Origin of the sequence: Glaciihabitans sp. GrIS 2.15, from assembly GCF_035984695.1 — a bacterium.
GTDB lineage: Bacteria > Actinomycetota > Actinomycetes > Actinomycetales > Microbacteriaceae > Lacisediminihabitans.
Map to the genome: position 1 here is coordinate 92,873 of NZ_JAXCHU010000001.1, position 16,700 is coordinate 109,572.

Sequence of the window (16,700 nt, forward strand, 5' to 3'; positions counted from 1 at the left end):
GACGGGATGGTGGGGAAGGTGACTCGGCGAGCGTAGGGCTGAAGTGGCTCGCGCTGCCCGCACTGTTTCGGGATGTGACGCCCCGTGTCCTCCAGAGGCGCAGGCGTAGCCCGGATCGGTCACGATGGACTCATGGCCAGACAAATCCGTTTCAACGCGTTTGACATGAACTGCGTCGCCCATCAGTCGTCCGGCATGTGGCGTCACCCCGATGACCAGTCCTGGCGGTACAAGGACCTGCACTACTGGACGGATCTCGCGAAGCTCCTCGAGCGTGGCACCTTCGACGGAATTTTCATCGCGGATGTGCTCGGCACCTATGACGTCTACGGCGGCTCGAACGAGGCAGCGATCCGTCACGGCGCCCAAGTGCCGGTGAACGATCCCGTGCTTTTAGTGTCGGCAATGGCGCTGGTCACCGACAACCTCGGCTTCGGCATCACCGCTGGCACCGCCTACGAGCATCCCTATCCCTTCGCCAGGCGGATGTCCACGCTCGATCACCTCACGAACGGTCGGGTGGGGTGGAACGTCGTCACCGGTTACCTCCCGTCTGCGGCGCGCAACATGGGTCACGATGACCAGCTCGAGCACGACGACCGTTACGACGTTGCCGACGAGTATCTCGAGGTGCTCTACAAGCTGTGGGAGGGATCCTGGGAGGATGACGCGGTGCAGCGCAACCGCGAGACCGGTGTCTTCACCGACCCGAGCAAAGTGCATGAGATCGGGCACTCCGGCAAGAACTTCACGGTTCCAGGCATCCATCTGTCCGAACCGTCGACGCAACGAACGCCGGTGATCTACCAAGCGGGAGCGAGCCCGCGCGGTATCGCGTTCGCAGCGGGAAACGCCGAGGCGATCTTCGTCGCATCGTCGACCAAGGCAGGCCTCAAGGCGACGGTGGGGCGCATCCGCGATGCGCTCGAAGCTGCCGGTCGTGATCGCTATTCGGCAAAGATCTACACCCTCCTCACGATTATCACCGACGCGACGCCGGAGCTCGCGAGGGCGAAATACGAGGACTATCTGCAGTACGCGAGTGAAGAGGGCGCGCTCGTCTTCATGTCGGGCTGGATGGGAATCGACCTCTCGCAGTACGACCTCGACGAGCCGATCGGCAATGTGAAGAGCAACGCCATCCAGTCGACGGTCGCGAACTTCCAGGCCGCCAACGAGGACGGCAGCGAATGGAAGGTGCGCGATATCGCCCGTCTCGGTGCCATCGGCGGCCTCGGACCGTTCATGATCGGTTCGGGAGAAGAGATCGCCGACCAGCTGCAGGAGTGGGTCACCGAGACCGACGTCGACGGCTTCAATCTCGCCTACGCGATCACGCCGGGTACCTTCGAGGATGTCGTCGAACATGTGATTCCGGTGCTGCGCGCCCGTGGCGCCTATCCCGAGGAATACGCGGAAGGAACGCTTCGCCACAAGCTGCACGGACGCGGTGACCGTCTGCCGGCCGAGCACAAGGGCGCGGGATTTCGCATCGGAGGAGTCGCGTCGACTGCCACCACCCCGAAGAATTAGCCGGCGGGCCGGACGAAACCGTTTTTCAGCATGAAGTCCAACGCGACATCCGCGGGCTCTTCGCCGCCATCATCGACGCGGAGGTTGAGCTTGCGAACTGTTGTGCCGGTGATTGTGGGCGTAATCCTGTCGAAGATATCGGCCAGTTGCGGATACTTCGAGAGTGTTGCCGAGTTGAATATGGCAGCGACGTTGTAGGCGGCAAAGAAGGCCCTGTCATCCTCGAGCACGGTGAGGTCGAGCTTGTTGATGCGGCCGTCGGTCGTATAGACCTCGCCGAAGTTGCAGGTGCCCCGGTCGGTCGCGGTGTAGACGGCTCCGGTGTCGAAGACCTTGACGCTTGAGGCGGGAACGCTGCTCGCCTTGCCGCGCGTGAGCCCGTAGGCCGTGAGCATGGGATTCAGGCCGTCGACTCGAGAGTTGAACTCCGGCTCGACACAGAACGTACGATCTGCCACTGGAAGCGTCACGATCTGTGACAACTTGGTGATGCCCAGTTTTTTGCTTTCTTCCGCTCGGATGGCGAGGGCGTAGGTGTTGTTGAGCGGGGCTGGCGGGAGCCAGCTCAGCCCGTTCGCGGCATCCGCCTTCTTCACAGCGAGGTATTGGGCCTGTTTGTCGGGAATACCCTCCGTCTGACCGAGGTAGGTGAGCCAGGCAGAGCCGGTGTATTCCCACATCATGTCGGCGGTGCCTGACGTCATGAGGTTGCGAGCGGGCACGCTGCCCGGCACGTTGGTGAGGTCCGTGACGGCGAAGCCGGCGGCCTTCGCCGCGAGCACGGCGATTTTACCGAGGATGAGTTGCTCGGTGAAGTTCTTCGACGTGATGGTCAGTGAGGCGCCGCGCGGCAGGTCCAACGGGGTGATCGAGCCGGGGGAGACCCGTGGCACGTAGGCGGTGGCGGGCTGCAAGCCGCACCCGGTGAGGGCGAGGATGCCGACATCGAGTACTGCGATAGAGCGGATGATGCGATTCATCACAGTCCCTTCGGGCGGGCGACCTGTTCGACAATGCGGCCGAGCCAGTCGATGGAGAGTGCGAGTAGCGCAATGAGCAGCGCCCCGGAGACGAGCACGCTGTAGAGATAGAGATTGACGCCGGTGACAATGAGGATGCCGAGGCCTCCGCCGTTCACGAATGCCGCGAGGACGGCGGTGCCGACCAACAGCACAAGGGCCGTGCGGATGCCCGCGAGCATGACAGGCACGGCGAGAGGTAACTCGATGCGGAAAAGCACCGAGGTCGAGCTCATGCCCATGCCGCGTCCGGCCTCGACCAGTCGCTCGTCGACCCCGCGCACGCCGATCATGGTGTTGCGCAGCACGGGGAGCGCGGCATACAGCACCAGGGCGAGAACCGATGCCCAATATCCCGACGTGATGAAAATCGCGAGCAATACGACGAGACCGACGGCCGGGGCGGCTTGACCGATATTTGCAATGGCGAGAATCGGGGCGCCGAGGCGACGAAAGCGGCGCCGCGTGAGCAGCACTCCGAGCGGGATAGCAATGGCCAACACCAACACAGCCGAGACGAAGGTGAGCGACAGGTGCTGGAGGGTGGCTGTCCACAGTGCTCTGGGGGCGAGGGTGGTGCGTTCTGTGGCGGTGATGGGCGCGAGCGCCAGCCACACGACGAACCCGGTGAGCACCGCGATGATGGCGATCGGCTGCGCGATGAGCCCTCGCCAGGAGGCTGATCGCGCGGTAGCAAGCACGCGCTGTGCCACTTCGGGGCGTTCAATCGTGGTCACCTGGTCGCCGTCTCTTCGATGATCGCGATCTCTCCAGAATTCGTACCGGTCGGTGCAGCAGCGGAGGCGGCGGCCGAGGCGCGTGCGGAGGTAATGGCATCCATCACCGTTTCCACGTCTATCACCCCAAGGAAGCGATCGCGTTTACCGGTGACGAGCGCGGCGCCCGCGCTCGAGACGAGCATGGTGTCCAGGGCATCATTGAGGGTCGCGCGGCTGCCGACCACCGGTAGGTGGTTGTCGCGTTCGGCGCCGATCGACCTGAGCCGGGAGAGCTGCCGGCGAGATAGCCATTGGATCGGGCGGTCGCGATCGTCGACAATCACGACGTGGTTGTGCTTTGCGGCGACGGCGCGCGCATGCACCTCTGAGGCGATCTCTCCCGGGTGCGCCAGTACCGCATCCGCCAGCTCCACATCGCTCACGCGACGCAGGGTCAGCTGCTTGAGGCCAGCTCCAGAGCCGATGAAGTTCTCGACGAACTCGTTGGCCGGCTCGGCAAGGATCCGTTCCGGAGTGTCGTATTGCACGATGTGGGCCCCGTCGCTGAACACAACGATCCAATCTCCGAGTTTCACGGCCTCGTCGAAGTCGTGTGTGACGATCACGATCGTCTTTTGTAGCTCTTCCTGGATGCGGATGAGCTCGTCTTGCAGCCTCTGGCGGGTGATCGGGTCGACGGCACCGAAGGGCTCGTCCATGAGCAGCACCGGCGGATCGGCCGCGAGTGCCCAAGCGACGCCGACTCGCTGTTGCTGCCCCCCGGACAGCTCCTTTGGGTAGCGATCGCGATAGTCGGCGGGGTCGAGGGAGACCAGCTCGAGCAGTTCGTCGACGCGGTCGGAGATGCGTTTCTTGTCCCAGCCAAGCATCTTCGGCACGATCGCGATATTCGCTGCGACCGTGAGGTGCGGAAACAACCCACCGGCCTGGATGACGTAGCCGATTCGGCGACGCAGTTCGTCCCCGTCGATGTCAGTGACATCCTCGTCGCCGAGCACGATGCGACCCTCGGTCGGCTCGATGAGCCGATTGATCATCTTGAGCGTCGTGGTCTTGCCGCACCCGGACGGTCCGACGAGCATGACAATTTTTCCGGCCGGGATCTCGAGGGTGATGCCGTCCACTGCCGCGTTCTTCAGGCCAGGGTAGCGTTTGGTGACCCCCTCGAGCAGGATCGACTTGCCGCTGATTACGGGCGCGGTGGCGCTGGTCGCAATCGCGGGTGCTTCAGTGATGGCGGTTTCAGACACGGATACCCCTGGGTGTAGTGAGTCGGCCGAGACCGACGAGGACGAGATCGAGGATGAGGGCGAGGATGACCACGCCAATGACGCCGGTGAGTACCGACTCGAGCGAATTGGCACCTCCCAGTCGAGAGAGTCCGGAATAGATGAACCCGCCGAGCCCAGGTCCGAGCACGTAGGCCGCGACGGCGGCGATCCCCATGACCATTTGCGCCGAGACGCGGATACCACCTAGGATCACGGGCCACGCCAGTGGGAGCTCCACTGTTAGCAATGTGCGGATACGACCCATTCCGATGCCGCGTGCCGATTCGACGACGGCCGGGTCGACTCCGTTGAGGCCGACGACGGTATTACGCAAGATGGGCAGGATCGCGAAGAAGGTAACGACCGCGACAGCGGGCGGCACCCCGAACCCGAGCGGCGCGATAACGAGTCCGACCAGCGCGAATGCCGGGATGGTGAGCCCGATCGCGGAGAGTGAGTTCGCTGCGGAACTGAGGATGCTGCTGCGATAGGCGACCGCAGCCAACCCCACTGCCAGGATCGTCGCGAGTACAAGGCACTGGGCGACAAGGCTCACATGTTGCCATGAGGAGAACACGATCTGAGCCGAATGACTCTGGAGAAAATCCCACATGAACAGCACCTCGCACGTTTCCTGATCGAAACGCACCCCTCGTTTGGGGGGTAGACGCCGCCTTCAACCATAATAAAAGCTCCCGGAAACTCAAATTTGACATTGCTGCCAAAATAGGGGCTTTCCTCGCGAACACGAACATTCGGGGAGAAAATGAAGACACGCTGTGCACCGTTGCGCCGCACTGAGGATGAATAATGAAACGCTCAACAGTCGCGTCCCTTGAGCTCCGCGGTCGAGGCGCTGGGGGGGAAGTGGATGGGCAGCTGGCCGTGCTCGCCGCTCTTGCTAATGACCTTGCCGGCGAATTCGCGTTGGAGCCGCTCCTCGAAAGAATCCTGCGGAATGCGGTGCTATTGCTCGGCTGCGAGAGCGGGTCGATCTGCACCATCGACGAGCTGAGGCAGGTCTACCGCAAGGAAGTCGATCTCGATGTCGGATGCCGCTCGGGTGAGGTCTTTCCCCTCGACGAGGGTGTCACCGGGGCTGTCGTTCGGGCCGACGGAGCGGTGACTTTCAGCCGTTATTCCGCAGTGCCGGGAGGGCACATCCATGCCGACGATGTGAGGTGCTCACGTGCAGTGGTCGGGGTTCCCATTCGACTCGGTTCCGTCATTATCGGTGCCTGCATTGTTTTTGGACACGATGCGGAGAGGACGTTCGACGGCGACGACACGCGGCTCCTTGAGCTCTTCGCGATTCACGCTGCCGTGGCGATTGCCAATTCTCGCCTTTTCGTTACCCGACCACCGCTGCCGGATGCAGCGCTCACCGCACGCGAGCGCGAAGTGAGCCTGCTGGTGGAGACCGGCTGGCCAGACAAGCGCATCGCGTACGAGCTGGGTATCTCAGCGAAGACCGTAGAGAAGCACGTCGGAACCATCCTGCGGAAGACGGGTGCTCGCAATCGCACGGAATTGGCTTCGTGGGCAGCATCCGTGCTGGTCGAGCGCGGCTAGCCACCGAGCGCGGTAGGGAAACCCCCCATATCGTTCGTTGATGACCGCACGTACGTTCTGGAGTACGGATGACAACGGAGGTCACGATGGCGATTGTGCCGCTCACAGAGATCGTCGACAGGGCGTTTTTGCACCGGTATGGCGTGCCAGCCGTAAATATCCTGAACGACCTCACGCTCGAGTGCGTACTCGCCGGTGCTGTCGAGGCGAATTCGCCGGTGATCATCCAGACCTCAGTCAAGACCGTTCGGTCGATCGGTGCGCCGGTGCTTTTCGCACTCTGGTCGAGCATGACGGCGGGCATCGAGGTGCCGGTCACCCTGCACCTCGACCATTGCCCGGACCGGTCCGTCATCACCGAATGCCTCGCTCTTGGCTGGAACTCCGTGCTCTTTGACGCCTCGGAGTTGCCGGTGGAAGAGAATCTGCGCCAGACGATCGAGGTCGTTGCCGAAGCGCGACGGTTTGGCGCTCACGTCGAGGGGGAAATCGAAGCCATCACCGGCGTCGAAGACGGACACGGCTCAGACGATGAGGCCAAGAGACAGTCGCTTGAGGTCTCGCTCGACTTTATCCGGCGCTCGGGGGTCGACGTTTTCGCTCCCTCGATTGGAAACGCTCACGGCGTGTATCGCAGCACGCCGGTGCTCGACTTTCAACGGGTGAGCGATCTTGTTGCCGCGGAGCCGATCCCGATCGCCCTTCACGGCGGAAGTGGCATGACCGACGACCAGTTCCGCGACCTCATCTCCCGGGGGTGCGCGAAGGTCAACATCTCTACCGCTCTCAAAGAGCTGTTCATGAAGTCCTCGCTCGAGAATTTGCGAAAGGCGGAGGCGGCCGAGAAGTGGGATCCACCCACACTGTTCACGGCAGTGGGTTCCGACGTCACCCGGATGACGGCTGATCTTGCTCGCACGTTCGGTAGCGCGGGACAGGCGTGGTGACGTGCCGACCCTGATCTTCGATTGCGATGGCGTACTCGCCGACACTGAACGCTACGGCCATTTGCCTGCCTTCAACCAAACGTTCCGGGAGTTCGATCTGCCCGTGCAGTGGAGCGACGAGGAGTACGCCTCACGGGTCCTCATCGGCGGGGGCAAGGAGCGCATGGCGAGCCTGTTCACGCCGGACTTCGTCGCGTTGGCAGGCCTCCCCACCGATGCCCGAACCCAGCAAGACCTGATCGCGAAGTGGCATCGACGCAAGACCGAGATCTACACCGCCCTGGTCGGAGAGGGACGGATGCCAGCCCGTCCGGGAATCGCGCGACTGGTCAACGAGGCCATCGAAGCAGGCTACGGCCTCGCCGTCGCTTCGACTTCGGCGGAGACCTCGGTTCGCGCGGTGCTCGGTCAGGCGGTTGGAGTCGATGCCGCGGCGGTCTTCCGGGTGTTTGCGGGCGACATCGTGGCTGCCAAGAAGCCAGCTCCCGACATCTACCTTCTCGCCCTCAGTGAACTCGGCCTCGCGCCCGGCGAGGTCGTCGTTATCGAGGACAGCGCCAATGGACTTCGCGCGGCTCTCGCCGCGGGATTGTCGACCGTTGTGACGGTGAGTAGCTATACCCGCGATGAAGACTTCGCGGGTGCCGACCTTGTCATTTCATCGCTCGGTGATCCCGGGGGCGAGGTCACCACTGTGCTTCACGATGCGGCCAACGTTCGTCCGGGTGCCTGGGTGACAATTCAAGACTTCAATGTGATCCTCGCGACCGATCCAGTAAGGAACCCCTCATGAGCACCAGCCTCGACACGACCGAGTTCGTCGTGCGCAGTATCGCCCAGACCTGCGTCGACAATGAAAAGTACTTCGGCGATTTGGACTCAGTTGTCGGTGACGGCGATTTCGGTTACTCCCTTGCGCGGGGTTTTGAACAGGTGATCGCGCACTGGGACGAGTACGACCGGGAGGATTCGGGTACCTTTCTGCTGAAGATCGCTCTCGTGATCTCCAGCCGTATCGGGGGGACCTCTGGTCCGATCTGGGGTACTGCCTTTATGCGTGCCGGCACCGCGCTCAAGGGAATCGACTCGGTATCGGGCGCCGACGTGGTCGCAGCCCTCCGCACCAGTATCGAAGGCATCAAGAAGCGCGGCAATTCGGATGTCGGGGATAAGACCCTGCTCGACGCTCTCGTTCCCGCTATCGATGCGCTCGAAGCATCCGTGCTCCAGGGAGATTCCGGCGGTCTCAGTATGCAGAAGCTCGCCGCGGCCGCCCGGACGGCGGCGGAGGCCACTAGTTCGCTGAAAGCGCTTCGCGGCCGAGCAAGCTACAGCGGGGATCGCAGCATCGGATCCCCTGACGCGGGGGCCGTCGCGGTCGCCGTACTCGCAGAGCAGCTTGCTGAAACCTGGAAGAGCTGACACCACTACCACCACCATCATCATCATCATCATCATCACAACCTGATCCGAAGGAGACCCCCATGAAGAAGTTCATCAATGATCCGCAACAGTTCGTGCCGGAAATGCTCAAGGGAATCGCGCTCGCGAACCCTGACACCCTGCGCTATGTGCCGGAGTACAACCTCATCCACCGCGCCGATTCGCCGAGGCCCGACAAGGTGACCATCATCCAGGGGTCCGGATCGGGTCACGAGCCGGCCCATGTGATGACGGTCGGAAAGGGCATGCTCGACGGAGCCTGCCCCGGTGACGTGTTTGCGGCCCCGCCGATGGACTACGTCTATGCGACCACAAAGCTCCTCGCCTCCCCCAAAGGTGTGCTGCTTTTGGTCAACAACTACACCGGTGATCGCATGGCGTTCGACATGGCCCAGGAGATGAGCGAGGCCGACGGCGTCACCGTTCGCACACTGTTCATCGATGATGATGTCTCGGTGAAAGACTCAACCTATACGGTCGGTCGCCGAGGCGTGGCCGGCAACTTCTTCGTGATGAAGGCTGTCGGGGCGGCGGCGGAAGATGGTGCCGACCTGGACGAATTGGTGCGAATCGGGGAGAAGGTCAATTCGGTGACCCGAACAATGGGGATTGCTCTCACGGCCTGCACGCCGCCGTCCAAGGGATCGCCGTTGTTCGATTTGGCCGATGATGAGATCGAAATCGGAGTGGGAATCCATGGGGAACCGGGCCGTGAGCGTGCAAAGTGGTCCCCGGCCAATGATTTGGTTGAGGTGCTTCTCGACGCGATCGTGCCCGACCTCCCCTTTGCCCCGGGCGACAGGGTTGCGCTCATGATCAACGGGCTGGGGGGCACACCGATCAGCGAGCTCTACCTGCTCTACGGTATCGCGCACGAGAAACTGGAAGCGCGAGGCATCACCGTCGGGCGCAACTATGTCGGCGAATACTGCACATCACTCGACATGGCCGGCGCGTCGCTGACCCTCGTCAAGCTGGACGATGAGATCGAGGCACTTCTCGCTGCACCGGCGGAGGTAGCAATTCGAGTCTTCTGATCACGCTCAGTCGTCGAGGCCGGATAGGTCGTCTTCGGCAGTGCCGGCGGCAGCGACGGCACCTGCCGAAGGGGGCCTGACTCGGCGGGGGTGGATCATTGCTCCCTCGGCGAGATAGACCTCGCGAGCCGCACCGGCATCAGACTGCTTGATTGACGAAATCCAAATGGATTCGGGATGTACGTCATCGCCCGCGCGCACGTCTTCAGCGGTTCGTAGCTTGGCCACTCGGTGGATCAGGCTTCCGAAGCCGATCTTCACCATGACGTCGGTGATGCACAGCGCGACCTGCATCGTCGTGGTCCAGCCGCCCCCGAAGGCGAAGATCTGAATGAGGAAGACGAGTGGATAGACGGCCCAGCCTCCGAGGAGAAGGGTGGCGGCTTGGCGTAGCAAAGAGGCCGACTCCGCGGTGAGGTGCGCGGTTGAGGCCTGAACGCGCCGGATCAGGACAATCGTGGTGAAGATCCAGAACACGCAACTGATCGAGCCCCACAGCACCAGTTGCGTGGTGTCTTCGCCGCCTCCGATGACGAACGCACCGAGGAATCCGGTGAAGATCATGAGGAAAGCTCCGCCTCCGGCCAGCCATTGGGTGCGGCGGGCCGCGGCGCCCATGATGGTGCAGACGGCGAGCAGTTCGACCGTGAGCAGGGGCACCGTGATCGACCAGTCCATGTACCGCGGTGCGAAAGCCAGGATTGCTTCGGTGTTGGGTCGATGACCCTCACCGGTGACGTCGTAGCCGCGCAGGAATTCCACGACAATAAAAAAGTAGCTCAGGCTTGCGACGATCATGACGCTCAGTCGGGCGACCACGGCACTGCGATAGCGGGAACCCACCTCGTTGCGGGTAGTCCAGGTGCGCAGGAATCCGGCGAAGAGAGCGAGGCCCGCAATCACGAGGAAGTACAGGCAGAGGAGGTATTGCGGCTGGCTGAGTGTAGCGTTCCAGGGCGCTGTGCTTGCGGCGATCATCATTAGCCAGTGTGCGCCTTCATCGCAGCGCTGCGGCAGGCCCTTGTGATTCGGTACGAAACGTGAATAGCGCTGCGCACATCCCACGTCACGAGGCGATCCCGTGTATCGGTGGCTCCGGCGTGAAGAAAAGACCGCTCGCACTGTTGGCCGAGAGCATCAACATTTCGACCCACCCCCGGTTGATGCTCGGGATGCGACTGCCCGAATAGCGGTAGTAGAGGGTGCTGCTGGGATCGAGCCAGATCGTGCTGCGTCCACTGCCCAACTCCGGCGCGTTCACCCAGGTGAAAATGAAGCTCTCGTTGCGGCGCAGTTTGTTGGTGATCACAATCTGAAGATGCATGAGCGCCCGGTCGTCGAAGGCTACTTCGATGCTCGAATTGCCGTACACCAGACTGCCCATGCTGTATCTCTGCTCCTCGTGGTTCTGTGAGTACTGTATCCGAGGATGGCGGCGATGAAGTGCTTGCGGTGATCAGTGGGGGGCGACCAACTCCGCGGCATCCGCCGGTGTGGGGCTGTTCTGCTTGCGCACGAAGAAGGCCGCGGGAATAGCGAAGAGTGAAATGACAGCGCCGTAGGTGAACGCGATTCGGATACCCGCAGCCGTGGCGGACTCTTGTGACGCTCCCGCGGTCGTGAGAGTCGCAGCCTGGGCGGACATCACCGTCACGAAAAGAGCGGTGCCGGCTGCTCCGGCGAGCTGCTGCACGGTGCCGACGATCGCACTTCCGTGGGAGTAAAGCGCGGGCTTGAGAGATCCGAGGCTCGCGGTGAACAGCGGGGTGAAGAGCAGTGCGAGGCCGATGCTCAGCGCCACATGGGCCGCGAGCACCCAGAGAAATGAGCTGTTCTCGTCGAGCATTGTCATCGCCCACAGGTCGGCGCTCACGATGCTCGAGCCCACGATGAGCAACACGGTCGGCCCGACCCGGTCGTAGATGCGGCCGACAAGGGGTGCGAGAAGTCCCATTGTGAGCCCGCCGGGCAGCAGCAGGAGGCCGACGGTGATTACCGGTACGTGCAGCACACTCACGAGGTAGAACGGCAGCAGCACGATGGTGCCGAACATGGTCATCATGCTGATCGCGAACATGACGATCGAGAATGTGAAGTCCCGTGAGACGAAGGTGCGAAGGTCGAGCAGCGCCCGGTCGCGGCGCTGGAGTCGTATCTGACGAAGCACAAAGACCGCCAGGGCGATGACGCCGATGGTGAGCGGCAGCCAGCTTTCGAGCGCAGTGGTGGCCGTACCGAGGGTACTGAGACCGAAGACGACGCCGCCGAATCCCAGCGCGGAGAGAATCACCGAGGGCACATCGATACGCGTTGGCCGCGGTTCGGTGACGTTGGCGATGAGGCGCGCGCCGACGACGAGGGCGGCGAGCGCGATCGGGAGCACGAGGATGAACATGAATCGCCAGTCGAGCACACTGAGGATGAGACCGGAGATGGTCGGTCCGATGGCGGGAGCCACCGAGATCACGATCGAGATATTTCCCATCATCTGACCTCGGGTCGCCGCGGGAACGAGGTTCATCACTGTGGTCATCAGCAGAGGAAACATGATGGCCGTTCCACTGGCCTGCACGATCCGCGCGAGCAGCAGGATCTCGAATCCGGGTGCGACGGCGGCGATCAGAGTGCCAAGACTGAAAAGGCCCATCGCAGCAATGAACAGCGGTCGGGTGTTGAAGCGCTGAAGCAGGAAACCGGTGACGGGGATGATCACGGCCATGGTGAGCAGAAAGGCTGCGGTCAACCACTGGGCGGCGCTCGGAGTGATGCCGAGATCTTTGGTGAGAGTTGGCAGCGCGACGCCCATGATCGTCTCATTGAGAATCATTACGAACACCGAGATGAGCAAAAGGAAGATCACCAGGCGATTGCGCGCCCCGAGTCGGGCGGCGTGATCGTGAGGTAGTTCTTCGATGCGGGCGGAGACGGTGTTGGTCATGGGATTCCCGTCGGAGAGGAGTGGTCGTTGGTGGGAGCTGATGGCGCACCGTAAAGGGCGCCTGGGCGGCGGCGCCTGCAAATGTGGATCAGGAGATCGATGAAGGCTCAGACGGCCGGGATGGCCGCGGGTTCATCCGTCATTATGCGCCTCAGGCGATCTTTCGCGGTGCGCTGCACGAGCACCGGCACGTAGTCACGAATTGGATTTCCGCTGAGCAGTCTGTGGGCCTCGTCGACTACCTGTTCCACCCGGATGCGGCCGAGGGCGGGAAACTGCTCAGTCAGATGGTCCACGACCTTGGCGATACCCAGGTCTTCCTGCAATTGATCCATTGGTTGAGTCTGGGGCATCCGTTCGCCCGTCGTCAACCAACGATGTTCAGCTACTGGCTGCCTGCTGTTCGCTAAAACGATGGCAACCCTCAGCCGTTAGGGAACCGCATCCGACACATCGTTCGGTGAGGCAGTGGACTGCACGGTGACCGCGGGCCATAAACGGCGCTCGCGTTCTGTTCTAACCGGCGCTCGCGTTCTAATCGGCTGGGAGTAGCCGCACAACCTCGTGCTGGAGGCGGGAGCGGGCCGCGCGCTCGACCAGATTCGGGATGTAGGTGCGGATGCGACTGTCCGAAAGTGACTCGTACTCTTCCGCGACCGTCGTCGCGATGTGCTCGCGAGTGGCTCTCGGGAACCGGATGGCGAGGCGGTCCACGAGTTTTCCGGCCGCGGCATCCGGTGGGGAGGAGGACATGCCCACAGTCTGCGCTCCACAGGATCTGGAGTCAACGCGAGGGAGTCAACCCGAGGGAGTGGACGCGAGGGAGTGGACGCGAGGGAGTGGACCGCGCCAATCTCGGCGTGCGAGGGAATCTTTCCGCCGCCACTTCATCCGAACCTGAATTCGGCTTCACGATGTCGAAGCATTCGCCCCTGTCCGGTCGACTTCCCGGAAATGGTGCAAATCCCGCCGGTCAGACGAACTCGTAGAGTCCGTCGACCGCATGTTCCCGAGTGGAAAAGCGGCCGATGGTGTACTCCTGATCGTCTTTGAGCACATAACCAGCGGGGGTGCGCACGATGGTTCCGGCAAGTTCGCCGGTCACCTGGTGGCGGATATCCCATCGGCAGACCCCGGAGGACTCCACGAAAAACCATTGTGAACGATTGACAGCCGAGTGGTCCATGGGTTCAACGGATGACTTCGCGCCGGAGGGCTCGGGTGGGGATGGTGCTGCCGGTTTCCGTAAGCACGCGGCGTGTCCCCGGGGACTCAGTCGACCGCATCGTCACCCGGTGTGGTGCGCACCGTGACGGCGGCCAGCCGGTTTGACACAGGCGGGATGACGACCCGGTGGGAAGACCATGCCAGTGACACTCGTTCGCCGCAGAGACTCTCCGGCACTGCTGCCGAGACCTCGCTCGTGATGCGCGACCGAAGCACGATTGCGGTCTCGCTCGAACCGACAACGGCCTGGAGCTCGAGTGAGTTGAGGGTGATCGCGATCATGGGACCAGCTTTGCGCTCGCATATAGAGGAGAAGTTAACAGCGGTCGACCATTTGCCAAAAGTCAGTCGGATACCCCTGCCCGCCCTGCCTGGCAACCCATGAAATCGCCGTGAGGGACGAGCGTAGGGTGAAATGGAGCGCTTGATTTTTGATCGAAGGTCCGTGATGTCAGATACCACCAGTCCCCGCACCACTGTGAAAGTCATCGCTCTGGCGATGGCCGGCGCGGTTGGTGGCTTCCTCTTCGGCTTCGATTCGTCGGTGGTCAACGGCGCGGTCGATGCCGTGCGAAAACAGTTCTCCCTCTCCGCGTCCCTCACCGGGCTCGCGGTAGCCAGTGCCCTGATCGGCTGCGCGGTGGGCGCCTACCTCGCCGGCCGTCTCGCCGACCGATTCGGACGAATCCCGGCGATGATCGTAGGCGCGATTCTCTTCCTCGCCAGCGCGATCGGGTGCGGTCTCTCGATCGGCGTGTGGGATCTCGTGGTTTGGCGTCTCGTCGGCGGACTCGGCATCGGAATCGCTTCGGTGATTGCTCCGGCCTACATCGCCGAGATCTCACCGCGCCAGCTTCGTGGGCGTCTCGCCTCCCTGCAGCAGCTTGCCATCACCCTCGGAATCTTTGCTGCCCTTCTCTCAGATACGATCTTCGCCAATGCCGCCGGCACCGCGAGCGCGACCTTCTGGCTGGGGCTTGAAGCCTGGCGCTGGATGTTTCTCGCCGGTATCGTGCCGGCCGTCATCTACGGCGCGATCGCTTTCTTTCTTCCCGAGTCTCCCCGCTTCCTCGTGCTGAAAAAGCGCGATGACGAGGTGCGGACGATATTCGCGCGCATCTGGCCGGACGACGATGTGGAGCGAGCCATCCGTGACATGCGTGACGCGATCAAGACGGATGTGGAGGGATCGAAGAAGGGCGCGCTGCGTGGCGATCGCTTCGGCCTCAAACCGATCGTCTGGATCGGCATCATCCTGTCGGTGTTCCAGCAGTTCGTAGGCATCAACGTGATCTTCTACTACTCGACCACGCTCTGGAAGTCTGTCGGCTTCCAGGAGAAAGACTCCTTCACCATCTCGGTGATCACCGCGGTCACTAACATTGCGGTGACGTTCGTGGCGATCGCGCTCGTCGACAGGGTGGGCCGTCGCCCCATTCTGCTCGTCGGATCGGCTGGCATGACCCTGTCGCTTGCGACCATGGCCATCGCCTTCAGCCAGGCGGATGTGGTGAAGGGAGCACCCTCGCTCCCGGGAGCGTGGGGACCAATCGCCCTCGTCGCCGCCAACGTCTTCGTCGTGAGTTTTGGGGCATCCTGGGGTCCGGTGGTCTGGGTGTTGCTCGGCGAGATTTTTCCCACCCGCATTCGTGCTCGCGCGCTCGGTGTTGCCGCGGCAGCGCAATGGATCGCCAACTTCCTGGTGACGGTGTCGTTCCCTCCGCTCGCCGCGGTTTCGCTTGTGCTCACCTACGGCATATACGCCGCGTTCGCGTTGCTGTCGTTCCTGTTCGTCTCCCGGTTCATCCCCGAGACGAACGGAATGTCGCTGGAGGAAGCGAACACGCTACTGCCGCAGAAGGGGAGCGCGAAGGCGGGTAAGGCACCTCCGCAGAAGGATTCCGCGCGCGGCTGACCGCTACGTACCGAGGCGAGTCAGCCGGAGAACGAAACCCCGGTGAGATTTTCTGAGACGGTCCAGAGGCGGGCGGCATCCGATTCCGACAGCGCGCGTTGTGGCACGACGGCGAGTTTCGGAGGGCCGGTGAGCTCGAGGAATCCGCCCGGTCCGTAGTAGCTGCCGCCAACGGCATCGATGCTCGTAGCGGCGTACAGGGCGGGCAGGATACCCCGTGGTGCCTGCTGCCAGAGCCAGGAGATTCCCGAGGTCAGCTTCAGGTAGGTTGCCAGAGCGCCACCCTTCGTGCCGCCGGACTGCGGCCCAGTCACCTGCAGGTTGGTGAGGGTGGAACCGGGGTGGGCCGCGTAACTGCGGATGCCCCATCCGGCCTCAGCGCTCCGCCGATCAAGCTCGCGACCAAATACGAGCATCGCTAGCTTGGAGAGCCCATACGCACGCAGGGGGCTGTACTGCTTTTCGCTCTGCAGGTCATTCCAGTCGAATCGACCGGAACGGGCGAGGAGGCTGCTGAGCGACACCACTCGGGGCGCCTCCGCCGTGCGCAGCAGGGGCAAAAGATGGGCGGTCAACGCAAAATGACCGAGATAGTTGCTGCCGAACTGCAACTCGAAGCCATCCTGCGTCGTGCCCCGCTTCGGCGGCATCATCACCCCGGCGTTGTTGATCAACAGGTCGAGCGGTCGACCCTCGGCGGTCAGCATCGCCGCAAAGCGTGCAATGTTATCGAGCGAGGAGAGATCGAGGGGAAGCATCCGGAGTCGTGCCGTCGGAATTTCCGCTCGAACCCGGGCGACCGCCTCCTCGCCCTTGGCCCAGTTGCGGACTGCGAGTACCACCTCGGCTCCGGCTGCGGCGAGACGAGAGGTGAGTGCGAAGCCGAGACCGCTGTTCGCTCCGGTGACGACGGCAAGCAGTCCGGAGAGGTCAGGCACGGCGACATCACGCAGAGTGTTGGTCATGGTCGAAGGCTACGCCCGGCACCTCCGGGCTCCGACCGGTCAGTGGGAAATATAATCGAGCCCCCATACGTTATCCTGTATACGGTCACGGAC

19 protein-coding genes are annotated in these 16,700 nt (G+C 62.7%); 7 read left to right on the forward strand and 12 right to left on the reverse strand.

The genetic code is table 11. From position 1 onward, the window contains the following. Window positions 1-132: 132 nt before the first annotated feature. On the forward strand, window positions 133-1,533 hold the full coding sequence (locus RCH11_RS00425) for an LLM class flavin-dependent oxidoreductase (protein ID WP_327055016.1): 1,401 nt from the start codon (window positions 133-135) through the stop codon (window positions 1,531-1,533). On the opposite strand, the gene RCH11_RS00430 is transcribed toward RCH11_RS00425, so the two are convergent. Genes RCH11_RS00430 through RCH11_RS00445 form a run of 4 tightly spaced genes read right to left on the reverse strand, consistent with a single transcriptional unit; the run spans window position 1,530 to window position 5,176 of the window. Further along, window positions 1,530-2,513 (reverse strand): glycine betaine ABC transporter substrate-binding protein, encoded by a 984-nt coding sequence (locus RCH11_RS00430; RefSeq protein ID WP_327055017.1) that lies wholly within the window; start codon window positions 2,511-2,513, stop codon window positions 1,530-1,532. The genes RCH11_RS00425 and RCH11_RS00430 overlap by 4 nt on opposite strands. Then, the gene (locus tag RCH11_RS00435) at window positions 2,513-3,280 is read right to left on the reverse strand and encodes an ABC transporter permease (RefSeq protein WP_327055380.1); all 768 of its coding nucleotides are present in this window, start codon (window positions 3,278-3,280) and stop codon (window positions 2,513-2,515) included. Before RCH11_RS00435 ends, RCH11_RS00430 begins: the two co-directional genes overlap by 1 nt. Before the next feature lie 5 nt (window positions 3,281-3,285). Then, window positions 3,286-4,542 (reverse strand): ABC transporter ATP-binding protein, encoded by a 1,257-nt coding sequence (locus RCH11_RS00440; RefSeq protein ID WP_442788977.1) that lies wholly within the window; start codon window positions 4,540-4,542, stop codon window positions 3,286-3,288. Continuing rightward, window positions 4,535-5,176: an ABC transporter permease gene (locus RCH11_RS00445; protein ID WP_327055018.1), complete on the reverse strand. Its 642-nt coding sequence runs from the start codon at window positions 5,174-5,176 to the stop codon at window positions 4,535-4,537. Before RCH11_RS00445 ends, RCH11_RS00440 begins: the two co-directional genes overlap by 8 nt. Before the next feature lie 197 nt (window positions 5,177-5,373). Between RCH11_RS00445 and RCH11_RS00450 the strand changes: the two genes are divergently transcribed. The 5 genes from RCH11_RS00450 (at window position 5,374) to dhaK (ending at window position 9,562) form a co-directional block, all read left to right on the forward strand. After that, window positions 5,374-6,135 carry a LuxR C-terminal-related transcriptional regulator gene (locus tag RCH11_RS00450; protein WP_327055019.1) on the forward strand — a complete coding sequence of 254 codons (762 nt, stop codon included), beginning with the start codon at window positions 5,374-5,376 and terminating at the stop codon, window positions 6,133-6,135. A 68-nt stretch (window positions 6,136-6,203) separates the two neighbouring features. Then, window positions 6,204-7,082: a class II fructose-bisphosphate aldolase gene (locus RCH11_RS00455; RefSeq protein WP_327055020.1), complete on the forward strand. Its 879-nt coding sequence runs from the start codon at window positions 6,204-6,206 to the stop codon at window positions 7,080-7,082. Window position 7,083: 1 nt separating this feature from the next. After that, window positions 7,084-7,875, forward strand: a complete 792-nt coding sequence (locus RCH11_RS00460) for an HAD-IA family hydrolase (RefSeq protein WP_327055021.1) — start codon at window positions 7,084-7,086, stop codon at window positions 7,873-7,875. Next, window positions 7,872-8,504 (forward strand): dihydroxyacetone kinase subunit DhaL, encoded by a 633-nt coding sequence (gene dhaL, locus RCH11_RS00465; protein ID WP_327055022.1) that lies wholly within the window; start codon window positions 7,872-7,874, stop codon window positions 8,502-8,504. Before RCH11_RS00460 ends, dhaL begins: the two co-directional genes overlap by 4 nt. 62 nt (window positions 8,505-8,566) lie before the next feature. Then, on the forward strand, window positions 8,567-9,562 hold the full coding sequence (gene dhaK, locus RCH11_RS00470) for a dihydroxyacetone kinase subunit DhaK (protein WP_327055023.1): 996 nt from the start codon (window positions 8,567-8,569) through the stop codon (window positions 9,560-9,562). A 6-nt stretch (window positions 9,563-9,568) separates the two neighbouring features. Here dhaK and RCH11_RS00475 read toward each other — a convergent pair whose 3' ends face one another. The 7 genes from RCH11_RS00475 to RCH11_RS00505 form a co-directional block, all read right to left on the reverse strand. Beyond that, entirely contained in the window at window positions 9,569-10,543 is a 975-nt protein-coding gene (locus RCH11_RS00475) for a bacteriorhodopsin (RefSeq protein WP_327055024.1), read from the reverse strand. An 85-nt stretch (window positions 10,544-10,628) separates the two neighbouring features. Continuing rightward, on the reverse strand, window positions 10,629-10,946 hold the full coding sequence (locus tag RCH11_RS00480) for a DUF7882 family protein (RefSeq protein WP_327055025.1): 318 nt from the start codon (window positions 10,944-10,946) through the stop codon (window positions 10,629-10,631). 72 nt (window positions 10,947-11,018) lie between these two features. Further along, on the reverse strand, window positions 11,019-12,500 hold the full coding sequence (locus RCH11_RS00485) for a DHA2 family efflux MFS transporter permease subunit (RefSeq protein ID WP_327055026.1): 1,482 nt from the start codon (window positions 12,498-12,500) through the stop codon (window positions 11,019-11,021). 107 nt (window positions 12,501-12,607) lie between these two features. Then, window positions 12,608-12,835 (reverse strand): three-helix bundle dimerization domain-containing protein, encoded by a 228-nt coding sequence (locus RCH11_RS00490; protein ID WP_327055027.1) that lies wholly within the window; start codon window positions 12,833-12,835, stop codon window positions 12,608-12,610. Window positions 12,836-13,034: 199 nt separating this feature from the next. After that, complete coding sequence (locus RCH11_RS00495) at window positions 13,035-13,253, reverse strand: three-helix bundle dimerization domain-containing protein (protein ID WP_327055028.1); 219 nt, start codon at window positions 13,251-13,253, stop codon at window positions 13,035-13,037. A 220-nt stretch (window positions 13,254-13,473) separates the two neighbouring features. Then, window positions 13,474-13,686: a hypothetical protein gene (locus RCH11_RS00500; RefSeq protein WP_327055029.1), complete on the reverse strand. Its 213-nt coding sequence runs from the start codon at window positions 13,684-13,686 to the stop codon at window positions 13,474-13,476. A gap of 86 nt (window positions 13,687-13,772) precedes the next feature. After that, entirely contained in the window at window positions 13,773-14,009 is a 237-nt protein-coding gene (locus tag RCH11_RS00505; protein ID WP_327055030.1) for a hypothetical protein, read from the reverse strand. A 166-nt stretch (window positions 14,010-14,175) separates the two neighbouring features. Between RCH11_RS00505 and RCH11_RS00510 the strand changes: the two genes are divergently transcribed. Beyond that, window positions 14,176-15,642 carry a sugar porter family MFS transporter gene (locus RCH11_RS00510; RefSeq protein WP_327055031.1) on the forward strand — a complete coding sequence of 489 codons (1,467 nt, stop codon included), beginning with the start codon at window positions 14,176-14,178 and terminating at the stop codon, window positions 15,640-15,642. Window positions 15,643-15,662: 20 nt separating this feature from the next. Here the strand turns inward: RCH11_RS00510 and RCH11_RS00515 are convergent, their stop codons facing one another. Beyond that, window positions 15,663-16,607, reverse strand: a complete 945-nt coding sequence (locus tag RCH11_RS00515) for an SDR family oxidoreductase (protein WP_327055032.1) — start codon at window positions 16,605-16,607, stop codon at window positions 15,663-15,665. Window positions 16,608-16,700 lie beyond the last annotated feature (93 nt).